10 protein-coding genes are annotated in these 13,490 nt (G+C 62.5%); 6 read left to right on the top strand and 4 right to left on the bottom strand.

Features of this window, described 5'->3' with window-relative positions; all coding sequences use genetic code 11:
- Positions 1 to 4 precede the first annotated feature (4 nt).
- The 3 genes from IZV00_RS17075 to IZV00_RS17065 form a co-directional block, all read right to left on the bottom strand.
- A complete protein-coding gene (locus tag IZV00_RS17075; protein WP_196226819.1) occupies positions 5 to 2,158 on the bottom strand; it encodes an acetate--CoA ligase family protein in 2,154 nt (717 codons plus the stop codon).
- A 68-nt stretch (positions 2,159 to 2,226) separates the two neighbouring features.
- Entirely contained in the window at positions 2,227 to 3,087 is an 861-nt protein-coding gene (locus IZV00_RS17070; RefSeq protein ID WP_196226818.1) for a p-hydroxycinnamoyl CoA hydratase/lyase, read from the bottom strand.
- A gap of 119 nt (positions 3,088 to 3,206) precedes the next feature.
- Positions 3,207 to 4,658: an aldehyde dehydrogenase gene (locus IZV00_RS17065; protein ID WP_196226817.1), complete on the bottom strand. Its 1,452-nt coding sequence runs from the start codon at positions 4,656 to 4,658 to the stop codon at positions 3,207 to 3,209.
- 74 nt (positions 4,659 to 4,732) lie between these two features.
- On the opposite strand from IZV00_RS17065, the gene IZV00_RS17060 reads away from it, so the two are divergent.
- The 4 genes from IZV00_RS17060 to IZV00_RS17045 all read left to right on the top strand — a co-directional run bounded on the left by IZV00_RS17060 (position 4,733) and on the right by IZV00_RS17045 (position 10,014).
- Positions 4,733 to 5,212: a MarR family winged helix-turn-helix transcriptional regulator gene (locus IZV00_RS17060; RefSeq protein ID WP_196226816.1), complete on the top strand. Its 480-nt coding sequence runs from the start codon at positions 4,733 to 4,735 to the stop codon at positions 5,210 to 5,212.
- 83 nt (positions 5,213 to 5,295) lie between these two features.
- Positions 5,296 to 6,444 carry a helix-turn-helix transcriptional regulator gene (locus tag IZV00_RS17055; RefSeq protein ID WP_196226815.1) on the top strand — a complete coding sequence of 383 codons (1,149 nt, stop codon included), beginning with the start codon at positions 5,296 to 5,298 and terminating at the stop codon, positions 6,442 to 6,444.
- Between the two features lie 136 nt (positions 6,445 to 6,580).
- On the top strand, positions 6,581 to 7,804 hold the full coding sequence (locus IZV00_RS17050; protein ID WP_230463399.1) for a serine hydrolase domain-containing protein: 1,224 nt from the start codon (positions 6,581 to 6,583) through the stop codon (positions 7,802 to 7,804).
- A 32-nt stretch (positions 7,805 to 7,836) separates the two neighbouring features.
- A complete protein-coding gene (locus IZV00_RS17045) occupies positions 7,837 to 10,014 on the top strand; it encodes a TonB-dependent receptor (protein ID WP_196226814.1) in 2,178 nt (725 codons plus the stop codon).
- 119 nt (positions 10,015 to 10,133) lie between these two features.
- Here the strand turns inward: IZV00_RS17045 and pabB are convergent, their stop codons facing one another.
- Entirely contained in the window at positions 10,134 to 11,342 is a 1,209-nt protein-coding gene (gene pabB / locus IZV00_RS17040; RefSeq protein WP_230463398.1) for an aminodeoxychorismate synthase component I, read from the bottom strand.
- Between the two features lie 239 nt (positions 11,343 to 11,581).
- Between pabB and IZV00_RS17035 the strand changes: the two genes are divergently transcribed.
- Positions 11,582 to 12,586, top strand: coding sequence for an AraC family transcriptional regulator (locus IZV00_RS17035; RefSeq protein WP_196226813.1), 1,005 nt, complete (start codon positions 11,582 to 11,584; stop codon positions 12,584 to 12,586).
- 82 nt (positions 12,587 to 12,668) lie between these two features.
- A complete protein-coding gene (locus tag IZV00_RS17030) occupies positions 12,669 to 13,427 on the top strand; it encodes an SDR family NAD(P)-dependent oxidoreductase (RefSeq protein WP_196226812.1) in 759 nt (252 codons plus the stop codon).
- Positions 13,428 to 13,490 lie beyond the last annotated feature (63 nt).

The following is a 13,490-nucleotide window of genomic DNA, read 5'->3' as shown; positions in this document are numbered from 1 at the left end:
TTGGTCAGGCGTCTTCCGGAGCTGTCAGCATAAGGGCGTCGAGGGCGATCGCGCCTTTGCCCTGCGGATAGACGATCACCGGATTAAGATCGATCTCCCGAATTGAAGGTTCGGCGAGAAGGATGCGGCCAAGCCTATGGATAATCCCCGCTGCCGACTCCACATCCAGCGCGGGCGATCCGCGAAAGCCGTGCAGCAGCGGCGCTTGCTTGAGCTTATGCAGTTCAGCGGCGATGGCATCGACCGAGAGGCCGGGGGTGATCAGACGCACGTCCTGGAGGATTTCCGCCGTGACGCCACCGAACCCGCACAGGATGACTGGCCCCCAGTCTGGATCGTTTTTCGCGCCGATGATAAGTTCGACGCCGCGTTCGCCCATGGCTTCGAGCAGGACGCCGTCGAGCGCGATGGTCGCATCATGGGCGGATACATCGGCATATAATCGGTCCCAGCCCGCGCGCAGTTCGTCGCCGTTGGAGAGGTTCAACACCACGCCGCCCGCATCGCTTTTGTGGCTTAGACGGGCGGACTGTGCCTTGAGCGCGACCGGATAGCCGACCGCCTGCGCAGCGCGGAGCGCGTCGTCGATGCTGGTGCAGAAGGCGCCCCGGGGGAACGGGATGCCGAGCGGGGCGAGGATCGCCTTGGCGCGATATTCCGGGATGACGCTGCTGTGCCCGGCGAGGCCGGGGGCGGGCAGAGGGGTGGTCGGCGCTTCGCTGAAGTCCCGGCGCGCATGGTCGTTGAGGCGCTTCAGGGCGCGGAAGGCGCGTTCGGTCGAAGGGAAATAGGGGATGCCAAGCGCGCGCAGCTGATCAATATGGATGGACGGGACCGGTGCACCTTCGTCCAGTCCGGCGAAGATGATCGGTTTGTCCGGCCGCAATTCGTCAACGGCGCGCAGGATCGGCGGCAGCTTGATGCCGACAGTCACGGGATCGGTCTGAATGATCCCCGCGACGATGCTGCCGAACCGGTCGTCCGTGAACAGTGCGGCCAGGGTCCGGCGATAGAGGTCGGGATCGACGAGGCCCTGCGCCGTCAGGTCCAGCGGGTTCGAAACAGGCACGAACTCGGGCAGCGCCGCGCGCAGGGCAGGGGCATTGCCGTCATTCACCTGCGGCAGGTCGAGGCCGAGTGTTTCGCAAAGGTCAAGGGTCAGCGCCTTGAACGCGCCGCTTTCGCCCAGCACCGCGACGCCGCCCGCCGGGATGGTTGGACAGCGCAGCGCGATTTCGGCGATATCGCCCAGCTCCTCAAGCGTCTCGGCCAGGATGACGCCCGCCCGTTCCACCTTCACCCGCATCACCTGATAGTCGCCCGCCATCGCCCCCGTGTGGGTCGCGGCGGACTCACGCGCGGCGGCCGACCGGCCCGGGTGCAGGAGGACGATGGTCTTGCCCAGCCCCCGGGCGCGGCGGGCATTGGCCAGGAAGCGCTGGGGCTTGCGGAACTGTTCCACGATCATGGCGATGACGCGCGTGGAACCGTCTTCCAGCAGGTAATCGACATAATCCTCGACGCCTGATGCGGCTTCGTTGCCGGTCGAGATGGAGAAGGACAGACCCAGATCGCGGGACGCGAGCGTGGTGCATAACACGCAAGCCATTGCTCCGCTTTGCGACACGACGCCGATGCCCGGACGGTCGCCGAGCGTTTTGGCATCCGTTTCAACGAAGGTCAGCGGCACGCGATCTATGAAGTTCGTCATGCCGAGGCAATTCGGCCCTTCGACGACCATGCCGGTCTCGTCGGCGATCCGGCCGATCTCTCGCTGCTCCGCCAGACCTTCCTCGCCGCCTTCGGCAAATCCGGCGGAAAAGATGACGGCGGCGCCGACATTGCGTGCGGCCAACGCCTTCACCGTATCGAGCACCGCTGCGCGCGGGATGGCGAGGACGGCGGCATCAACGCCATCAGGCAAAGCATCGACCGACGGCAGACATGGCCGTCCGCCGATCTCCGCGCGCTTGGGATTGATGAGGTGGATGTCGCCGGAAAAGCCGTTGCGGATCAGGTTGGACAGCACCGACGCGCCGAGCGCGCCGGGCTTGTCCGACGCGCCCACGATCGCAACCGATCGCGGGCGCAGCAGCCGGTCGAGTGCCTTGCCGGTGCGGGCGGCGGCGAGGGGCGGATTGAGGGTATCGGCCGTCATGGGTCCGTCTCTCCAAAAAACTGTTTGGGCGGGCCGCTTTTAGGTCGGTCCCGCCAGTCCTTCGCGGTTCAGGCCTGCTGTTTCGACTTATCGTAAGCGCCAAGACCGGGCTTGTAGCTCTTGTCGTCGATGAACTGTTTGATGCCTTCCTTGCGACCTTCATTGTCGAAGCTGTTGGCCGCTTCCTGCGCGCGGATCAGATAATCCTCGGCATTGTCATAGGTCATTTCGCGCACCCGGCGGATGGCGTCCTTGGTTGCCTTGAGCGCCACGGGGTTCTTGCTCAGCAGCGTCTGTGCGACCTGCGACACGCGGTCCTTCAGTGCCCCAAGCGGCAGCGCTTCGTTGACGAATCCCCATTCGGCTGCCGTTTTGCCGTCCACATTCTCCCCCATCAGCGCATGATACATGGCGTTGCGGAAGCTGGTAAGTTCCGTTGCCACCTTGGCCGCGCCGCCGCCGGGCAGGATACCCCAGTTGATTTCACTAAGGCCGAACTGCGCTTCCTCCGCCGCGAAGGCGAGGTCGCAGGCGAAGAGCGGGCCGTAGCCGCCGCCAAAGCACCAGCCATTGACCATCGCGATGGTCGGCTTCTGATACCAGCGCAGCCGCCGCCACCAGCCATAGCTTTCCCGCTGCGCGCCGCGTGTGCCCTTCAGGCCCTGCGCCTCGGTCTCCCGGAAATATTCTTTGAGGTCCATGCCAGCGCTCCACGCCGTGCCTTCGCCGGTCAGGACGAGCACGCCGACATCGTCGCGAAACTCAAGCTCATCGAGCACGCGCATCATCTGGCGATTGAGGCGCGGCGACATGCAATTGCGCTTGTCCGGGCGGTTGAGGCTGACCCAGGCAACGCCGTCTTCCACCGTGAAGGCGACGGTTTCGATTTCGGCCTGCTCGACGCCATCGGCTTGCAGGAAATTGGTCATGGGAAAGTCCTTGTTCTGGTCGTCATGTCGGCGAAAACTGGCATCTCGGGCGGCTGCGTCTGCTTCTCCGCCTGAGATCCCAGCGTTGGCTGGATGACGCGTAGTTGAATGCGGTTGGTTCAAATCGGATAATGGCCGGGCTGGGTTTCCATCGTGATCCAGCGCAATTCGGTGAAGCTGTCGATCCCGGCGCGGCCGCCGAACTTACCATAGCCTGATGCCTTGACGCCGCCGAAGGGCATTTGCGCTTCGTCATGGACGGTCGGGCCATTTACATGGCAGATGCCGGACTGGATTTGCCGAGCGACCCGTAGGCCGCGTGCCGTGTCGCGGGTAAAGACCGATGCGGACAAGCCATATTCGGTGTCGTTGGCGAGTTCGATTGCATGCGCTTCATCGCGGGCGCGGACGATGCCAACGACCGGCCCAAAACTTTCATCGCGAAACAGCTTCATCTGTGGAGTGACGCCATCGATGACATGGGCGGGCATCAGAACGCCATTCGCTTCGCCGCCGTTCAGCTGGATCGCACCCGCCGCCAGCGCATCATCTATGAGCGAACGGACATGGGACACCGTCTTGCTGTCCACGACCGCGCCCAACGGCGTCTTGCCCTCACGCGGGTCGCCGACCGCCATGGTGCCGACCTTGGCCTGGAATTTTTCCGCAAAGGCGTCAGCGATGGCATCGACCACGATGATCCGTTCGGTCGACATGCAGATCTGGCCCTGGTTCATGAAGGCGCCGAAAGCGGCGGCCTTCACTGCCTCGTCAAGGTCGGCGTCCTCCAGCACGATCAGCGGCGCCTTGCCGCCCAGCTCCAGCACCACGGGCTTCAGATGTTCAGCGCAGCGCTTCGCGATGATCCGGCCGACCGGCGTCGATCCGGTGAAGTTCACCCGGCGCACGGCTGGATGGTCGATCATTGCGCCGACCACATCGGCCGCATCCTGTGGCGCGTTGGTGATCAGGTTGACGATGCCGCCAGTGAAGCCTGCTTCCACAAAGGCCTGGACGATCAGGCCGTGGGTGCGCGGGCATTGTTCCGATGCCTTGAGCACTACGCTGTTGCCGCAGGCGAGCGGCACGGCGATGGCGCGAGTGGCGAGGATGATCGGCGCGTTCCAAGGCGCCATCGACAGCACCACGCCCGCCGGTTCGCGGATCGCCATGGCGATGCAGCCCGGCTTATCGGACGGGATCACCTCTCCACCGATCTGGGTAGTGAGGGCGGCAGCTTCGCGCACCATCGAGCTGGATAGCATCAGGTTGAAGCGTGCCCAGCCCTCGGTCGCGCCGATCTCTGTCATCATCGCGTTGATGAAATCGTCCACGCGGGCGTCGAGCGCGTCGGCGGCCTTCATCAGCAACGCGCGGCGGGCATTGGGGCCGGTTTGCGACCAGGCGGGGAATGAGGCCTTGGCGGCATCGACCGCGGCAAGGGCGTCTTCGACGCTGGCGGCGGCGGCCCGGGTGGCGACGGCGCCAGTGACCGGGTTCAACCGTTCGAAAGTCGATGCGGCACTGCGCGATTCGCCGCCGATAATCAGGGAAATTTCCGATGCGGACATGTGTCAGGTCCTCTCCTAATGTTATGTTGCATATCAATGTTGATTGTTCTGAGCAATAACATTATGAGGGTGGCATGAGCACGAGTCCTTCCGACAAGAGACTGATCAATCCGGTCGCATCGCGGCTGGGTTATCGGCTGCGGCGGACTTCTTCGGGAATGATGGCAACGCTCGGCGCGGCGCTGGAACTGGTCGGTCTGCGACCGGTGGAGGCCACCATTCTCATGACGATCGGCGCCAATCCCGGCTGCATCCAGAGCGACATAGGCCGCATGCTGGGCATCAAGCGCGCCAATATGGTGCCGTTGATCACTGGCCTCATTCAAAAGGATCTGGTGCAGAAGTCGCCGGTCGATGGACGCTCCTTCGCTCTGTGTCTGACGACCCAGGGAAAGGACGCGCGCCGCGAGGCGGACGCCATCATGTCCGCGCACGAACGCCGCTACACGCGCTTGCTTACGCCCGAATATCAGGATGCGCTGCGCGTCGTGCTGGACGTTTTGGAACAGGAAGAAAATGCCACGGATGAGGAGAGGGAAGCGGCGGTCATGTAGGCCGCGCTATCCTCCCGCAGCGTACGTCAATTGGGAGCCTATCGCCGCGGTAAAACAGTGCGCGGCAAGCAGGGAGGGATGCAATGGAGGCCAGTTTCAGCGCGCAGATATTGCCCGCGCTTTACGGATGCTGTGAACGTCCGGACAATTGGCGGCCGATGCTGGACCAGATTTGCTCTGGTCTTGGCGTCCGCAGCGCGGCGGTGCAGATTTATCGGCAGGAAGGCGACCACCTGATCCAGCGCTGGCAGGAGCGGGACAGCTATTCCCATGCGAACGCCGCGCTGCACGACCGATGGATCAACAATCCCGACAATCCCCGGCTCGCTGTCGTGCCGCGCGATCGCCTGGAAGGGCAACTCGCGGTGCGCACTGATGAACAGCGTTTTGCTTCCGCATCGCCGCAATTGCAGGAAACGCGGCATCGACTGGCGCAAGTTGGTCTAAGGGGCGGGGCGGGCCTGCTTTTCGAATTTGCGCCGTCGCGCTGGTTCAGCCTGATCCTGCACCGGCAGATCAATGACACGGTCGAGCGCGACGGCTATGACGCAACCTTCCTGGCCGACATCGCCCCGCATCTGCTGACCATGTCGCGCGTATCGGCCACGGTGCAGGCGGCGCAGGCGGCGCAGGCATCCTTGGCCTCGATCCTGGACCGTTTACGGGCGGGGGTGATCCTCTGCAACGCGAGCGGCGAGGTACGTTGGCACAATCGCGCAGCGGCGGCGATGCTGGGGAATGGCGCGCCCTTGACGCTGGGACAGGGCCAACTGCGCGGGGTGTCCGCCGAAAGTCGTCAGAGGCTGGCACGGCTTTTGTCACCTGCTTGCCATGGCGACATGGTCACGGCGACCTTCGGCGATCTTGAGGGCAGCATAATGCAGGCCATCGCCCTGCCCAACGACGCTTTCAAGGGCTCGGCGGCGCATGGCTGGGACGATGACCGAAACGGTGTCGCCTTGATCCTGATCGATCCATCTCAGGCGCCTCCCTTGTCGGCGGGGCACGTCACGTCGCTGTTCGGCCTGACGCCTGCGGAGGCGCAACTCGCCGTCGCGTTGTCGCAAGGCACATCGCTCAATGCCTATGCCAGCCGCCGCGGCATTTCCGTCGGCACCGTGCGGATCCAGATGAAGCGAATCCTCGAAAAGACGGACAGCCGCCGCCAGGCCGATCTGGTGGGCAAGCTCTATGGGTCCGTCATCGCTCAATTGCATGGCAGCATGCATTGAACAAGATGCTGCGCCGCATATCCCATTTGGGAGCCGCGCCGCTCAGTTCTCAAGTCCAAAATGCCAGTAACGAGCCGACGACTATTAGCGGCCGAAAGTAGAGGATGTGCGTGTGCGCAAAGCATCGGGATTAATTGTGAGTTTGGCCGCTGGCGCGTTGTGCGCGGCAATTCAGCCTGCATCAGCGCAGCAGACATTGCCGCCGGTACTGGCCGACGGGCCGCCGTCCACCGTCCCGGTCGCAGTCCAGATCGCTCGCTGGCACATGCTGGATGGCGACATCAATTCGCTGACTTTCCGCAGCATGGACCGGCTGTTCACCACGCGCACCGTCGCCCATGCGGGCACGCCCTGGCGGCTGCCGCGCGCCGACGCGCCGCTGGATGTCAGCTACACTTTCGGCGGCAAGCGCTACACGGCGCAGGACTTCCTCGATCGCACCTACACCAACGCGCTGCTGGTGATGAAGGACGGCAAGATCGTCAGCGAAATCTATCGCAATAACAGCGATGAAAACAGCCGCTTCATCGGCTGGTCCATGACGAAGTCGGTCACGTCGCTGCTGATCGGTTGCGCGCTGGCGGAAGGACGGATCAAATCGCTAGACGACGATGTCGCGACTTACCTGCCCGAATTGAAGGGCGGCGGATATGATGGCGTCACCATTCGGCAGATATTGGAGATGCGGTCTGGCGTCGATTATGAGGAACGCTACGATTTCGCCAATCCTGGCATCGCCGCGCGCAATCATGTCGACGCGCTGGTCAAGAATGTCGCGCGCTTTGCCGACGCAGCGCGGACGATCAAGCGGCTGCATGCGCCGGGCAGCGTGTTCCAGTACAAGACGCTGGACACCGCCGTGCTCGGCTGGCTGATCGAACGGGTCAGCGGCACGACCGTCGCGGGCTATACCGCGCAGAAATTGTGGGAGCCGCTGGGCGCGGAGCAGGACGGCTTCTACATCATGGATGGGCAGCCGGGCACGGGCCGCGAATTCAGCGGCGCTGGCTTCAACGCCACGCTGCGCGACTATGCGCGGATCGGCCAGATGATGCTGGACGGCGGCCGCGCCAACGGGCGGCAGGTGGTGCCGGCTGAATGGGTCCGCACATCTACTGCGCCGTCCACGCCAGCCGATGCCAAGGCCCCGGGCGTCCCCACCGGCTATGCGATGCAATGGTGGCTGCTGGACAATAGCGGCGCCTACAGTGCCGTGGGGTTGCAGGGCCAGTTCATCTACGTCGATCCGCGATCCCGCACCGTCGTGGTCAAGATCAGCTATTTCCCGCCGGGCGATGAGAAGCCGACGGCGGAAACCGGCGCTTTTCTGAAAGCCGTATCGGCGTGGTCACCGAAATAATCGCAAGAATAGCAAGAATAAGGGAGGGTAGAATGAAGCGTATATTGTTGATGGGCTCCACCGCCATCATGACGCTGTGGACAGCGTCCGCCGGGGCGCAAGAGGCCGCTCCGCAGCCTGAGTCATCCAGCACATTGGGCGAGATCGTCGTGACGGCCCAGCGCCGGACCGAAAATCTGCAAAAGGTGCCTGTTGCTGCCAGCGCGCTGGACGCCAACGACCTCAGGGCGAACGCCGTCGTGCGCCTCAACGATCTTCAAAATGCGACGCCTGCGTTGTCCATTTCCGACGCGGGTATCACGTCGGCGGTCAACATTCGCGGCATCGGCCTTGCCAGCAACTCGCCCAATGTGACCGCAGGTGTCGCCACCTATGTCGACGGGCTGTTCCAGCCGCCGATCGTCCAGGCCAACAGTTTCTACGATCTGGCAAGCGTCGAAGTATTGCGCGGCCCGCAAGGTACGCTGGTCGGCAGCAACTCGACCGGTGGCGCGATCTTCATCAATTCGCGCAATCCCGATCTGAATGGCATCAATGGCTATGCCGAAGGCAGCGCTGGCAATCGGGGGAATTTCGGATTGGAAGGCGCGGTCAACGTGCCGCTATCCTCCACGCTGGCTGTGCGCGGCGCTGGATTCTACCGTGGTCACGACAGCTATTTCAATGACGTCGGCCCCTTCAACAACGAGGCAGGCAAGCTCGATGAAAAGGGCGGAAGGCTGGGCGTACTATGGCAACCCGGAGACTTCCGCGCGCTGTTGAAGGTCCAGTATAATGATCGCGACATTGGCGGCTATGCCTATCGCCCGATCCGGGGAACACAATATGCCTCTTATCGCGTCGGCGACATCTACACGCTGAACTATGACACGCCGGTGGCGATCCGGGAAAAGGCGTTCATCTCCAGCCTGGAACTGCGGCAGGAGTTCGCCAACGGCATCGTGTTGCGATCGATAAGCGGCTATCAGAGCAAGAAGATCGAAGGCGTCAACGATGTGGACGCGTCGCCTGCTCCGGACGGTATCGCGCAGGACTATTATGCCCGGGAACGGCAGTATAGCGAGGAAGTCAACCTGATCTCACCGACCGGCGAAACGCTGGAATGGATTTTGGGCGGCTATTTCCAGCGCAATGAGATCAAGGTGCGCATTCGCGAACTGCGCGCTGGTTTTCCGACGGATATTGATCCTGATAACACACGCACGACGCTGGGCGTCTTCGCGCAGGGGAGCTACCGGGTAACCCCGGATGTGCAACTGCAACTCGGCGCCCGTTATTCGCATTACAAAGCCAGCGGCGTGGGTCAGGTGCGCATCGGCGCAGGCATCCCGATCTTCCCGCCTGGCGGCCTGCCAGTTGCGAATTTGGCAGGATCGCACCAGGATGGCCGCGTGACCGGCAAGGCCGCGATCAACTGGACTGTGAACGATGACCATCTGCTCTACGCCTTTGCCGCGCGCGGATATAAACCGGGCGGCTTCAACGCAGTGGATTCGGAATTCCGGCCCGAAATGGTGTGGAACTATGAAATCGGCTGGAAGGCGAGCCTGTTCGACAAGCATGTCCGCACGCAGATTTCGGCTTTCTACAATGATTATTCCGATTTCCAGTTCGAAGTGATCGAACCGACGACCGGCTTCAACGGCGTCCAGAATATTTCGCAAGGCAAGATCAAAGGTTTCGAAGCGCAGTTGCAGAGCAAATTCGGCGGCTTCAGTTTCGACGCCAATGTCGCCTATGTCCATTCGAAGCTGGCCGGGCTGACCTTTATCAACACGCGGGCTATCCCATCGGGAAGCCTGGGTCCCCAATGCCCTCCCGGCACGCCGTCTGCGCCTCCGGTCTGCTTTGATTACACGCCAGCCATCACCACTACCGACGGCGGCCCTAATCTTTATTCACCCAAATGGACCTATGGCGGCACGGCGGCCTACGAATTCCAGTTGGGTGACGACGTGACCCTGACGCCACGGGTCAGCTATTCCTATGTTGGCCCCCGCTTCACCTATCTCGCTTACTCGCCGGTGTCCGACCGGATCAAGGGCTATGGCCTGCTGTCCGGCCTCGTCACCCTGCGCACCGGCCAGTTCCATATCGAGGCCTATGGCACCAATCTGACCGGCAAGCACTATGTCAGCGGCCAGTTTGGTCTCAATGAATTTTACGGTGCGCCGCGCGAATATGGGATTCGCGCAGGCTTCACCTTCTGACGTTGAAGGAACCCGCCGCCATCGGGTGGCGGGTTTCAGGATTGGTGCTTTGGGGCTTGTTCGGTCAGGCCAAATCGGATCATGCTCAATCCCCACCATCAAATGCCGGGACTAAACACTTAGTCAAGAAATCGTGCCTTGGTCAGGCACTCCTCCCATTCCGCGAGGGGATCGGAGTCAGCGACGATGCCGGACCCGAGGTCTATCGTCAGCCGCCGTTCTGCCGGTGAAACGGTCAGGGTACGGATCGCGACGTTGAAACGCGCGTCACCGTCCGGGGTGAAATGGCCGATCGATCCTGTGTAGATGCCGCGTGGTCTGTCTTCCAGCTGTGCAATCACTTGCGCCGCGCGGATCTTGGGCGCGCCGGTGATGGAGCCGCAGGGGAACAGGGCGGCGAGGATGTCGAAAGCGTCCACATCCTCACGGCGGCGCGCCGTCACGGCAGAAACCATCTGGTGGACCGTCGGATAGGTTTCGACTGAGAAAAGCTGCGGCACCTTCACCGATCCAGGCTCCGCCACCCGCGACAGGTCATTGCGCATCAGGTCGACGATCATCAGATTTTCGGCGCGCTGTTTGGGATCGGTGGCGAGCGACTGAGCGGCAGCGGCATCCGCTGAGGGATCGCCGTGTCGCTCCGCTGTACCCTTCATCGGACGACAGGCGATGTCGCGCCCAGTCACCGTGAAGAATAACTCCGGCGAGAAGGAGAAGTTGAGGTCTGCGCCAGTGGATATGATCGCGCCATAGGGGGCACGTTGGCGCTGCCGCAGCCGGGCGTAGAGCGCCAGCGGATCACCGTCGAAGTCCATCCCGGCGCGGAAAGTGAGGTTGGCCTGATACAGATCGCCTGCACGAATGAGTTCGAGCAGCTCCTCGATCCGCTCCATATGCTGCCTTTTCGTGCTGGCGGGCGTCAGTGGCCCCATGCGGAACGCTGTGTCGCTGGGCAGCAGGTCCGCGAACATTTGTGACGGCAGCACCAATGGAGTTCCGAATATCCCGAACCAGAGGAGCGGCCCGCAGGAGGGGGTAACCGGCATGGCGGGATCGAAGGCGGCAGCGGCATCATAGCTGACAAAGCCGGCGGCGTGTGCGCCTTGTCTCGTGGCTGCGCGCACCGCTTCCAGTGCAGGTGCGACTTCCGAAAGCGTCGAAGCCTCGATCACTTGCAACGGATGGGTGAAGAGCGTGACGTCGCCGTGGGGCGAGGATGCGTCATCTAAAAGCACATAGGGTTGATCGAAGGCCGACAGGAAACCCATGGCCTTCACACCACATTCTGGTCGGGCCGATTGCGGCGGCACAGTGAGAAGATGGTTCATTGCACGCTCCACGTCGCACGTGCCGAGAAATCTTCGGCCTCTGAACGAGCTTTAGGTCTGCTGTGGCCCCACATCGCGCTGTGGCGATCATTCGAACTGATCCGCAGATATTCATTTTTTCTAAGTCTTTGGTCCGACGCTATATTCCACAGGAGGGAATGGAAGGAGATAAAACCAGATTTATCAGTCTCTTGACGATTCTTATGACCCCATCATCTGCGACGAGCAGGATGAAGGCCATGGGGGACGACGACCGCCACTATTTCCTTTTCCTAATTTATGTGAAACTGTTCCAGTCAGGAGAGCGGTGGATGATCGAGCAATTCTCGACGCAGGACGTCGCCAGGCGTGATCGCCTGGCTTACTGGAACAGGATCGCCTCTGGCCGGTCCGCCGGGCTGATGATCGACAGTTCCAATCGCGAATTTCTAGGCCAGCTTGGTTGTTGGACACTGGGCGATCTCACCATTTTCAAGGCGCGGGCGGAATCTTCGGTCGTGTCGCGCAGCGCGCGGCACCATGGCGAAGAGCGGCTGCTGGTGCATCTCCAGACCCTTGGTCTCAGCGAGCAGCGTCAATCCGGCCGCGAATGCGTGCTGCGTCCGGGCGACCTTTCCATCTGCACCACCGCAGCGCCGATGCGGATCGAGGTTGCATCCCATGAAATGATGGTGGTCGACGTTGCCCGCCATGAACTTGAACGGCGCGTGCCGCAGCTGGACCTCCATATCGGCAGTCCGACGCCCGGCAATTCGCCGACCGTCCACAGTTTTCACCAACTCGCTCTCGCCCTGTGGCGGGAGGCGGAGAGCCGCGCCGCGCCGCCTGATCCAAGCTGGGCCGAGGGTGCCGAAACGCTGATGCTCGACCTGCTGGGCCTTGCCTTGCGCAGCGCTGTTCGTGGTGGTCCCAATGTCGATGGTCGGGGACTGGCGCGGGTCAAGGCGATCGTTGAAGCGCGGCTTGGCGATCCTGACCTGGACACGGAATCCATTGCTCGCGAAGTCGGCGTTTCGCCGCGCACGATCCAGACCTGGTTCGCCGCTGAAAGCACGACGCTACGCGCCTATATATTGGACAGGCGGCTGGAAAGGGCGCTGGAAATGCTCGCGGGCGACCGGGCGGCGAACATCACCGCGATCGCCCTCGAGCTCGGCTTCAACGACCCTGCTTATTTCGCGCGCTGCTTCCGCAAGCGGCACGGCTATTCACCTCGCGAAGGGCGCCAGATCGCGCGCACCTGACCAGCGGTAATTGCCAGAGATCGTCCATCGGCCGCTCCGATCGCAGGAGCGCGCCTATCATCAGCATGCAGGAGTGACGCAGATGACCAACGGATTGCTTCCCGGGAAAACGGGTTTTGTCACTGGCGCTGCCAGCGGCATTGGGCGCGGCATCGCCAAGGTGCTGGCGGCGGAAGGAGCCGACGTCGTGCTGAGCGACCTTGCCTCCTCAGCCGAGGAAGGCGCGCAAGCGGTCGCGGAGATCGAAGCGGCGGGTGGCACCGCGCGCTTCATGGCGGCCGATGTTACCAGCGCGGCCGATATCGACGCGCTGATTGCGCAGACGCGCGCGATCAACGGGCGGATCGACTTCGCCGTCAACAATGCGGGCATCGGCCTCAAATCCATGCTGGCGGACAGCAGCGATGATCTGTGGGACAAGGTGAACGATGTGAACCTCAAAAGCTGTTTTCGCGTCATGCGCGGCGCCCTGACCGTCATGCGGGAGCAGGGCGGCGGCAGCATCGTCAACGTCTCGTCCATCGCCGGCGCCGTGGGCCTCCGCGAAGCGGGCGTCTATGCGGCGACCAAGCATGCGATCCTTGGTCTGACGCGAACGGCGGCAGGGGAGAATGGCGACGTTAATGTGCGCGTCAATGCTATCCTGCCCAACGCGATCCGCTCCAAATTGCTCGACGGCACTTCGCCCGAGTTCCTGGAAGGGCTGCTTGCGCCCCAGGCGATCAAGCGAATGGGCGAGCCGGAGGAGTGCGGGCACCTTACGGCCTTCCTGCTGTCGGACAGGGCGGCCTTCATCACCGGCGCGTGCATCCCGATCGATGGCGGCTATCTGGCAAATTGACCACGGGGGCAATTCGCATTCGTGAAAATTTCGTGGAAATGAATCAAATTGCGCTGGAGTCCT

The organism is Sphingobium sp. Cam5-1 (assembly GCF_015693305.1).
In the GTDB taxonomy this organism is placed as follows: domain Bacteria; phylum Pseudomonadota; class Alphaproteobacteria; order Sphingomonadales; family Sphingomonadaceae; genus Sphingobium.
The sequence above is the reverse complement of the archived record's forward strand: the minus strand, read 5'-3'. Positions and strand labels throughout refer to the sequence as shown.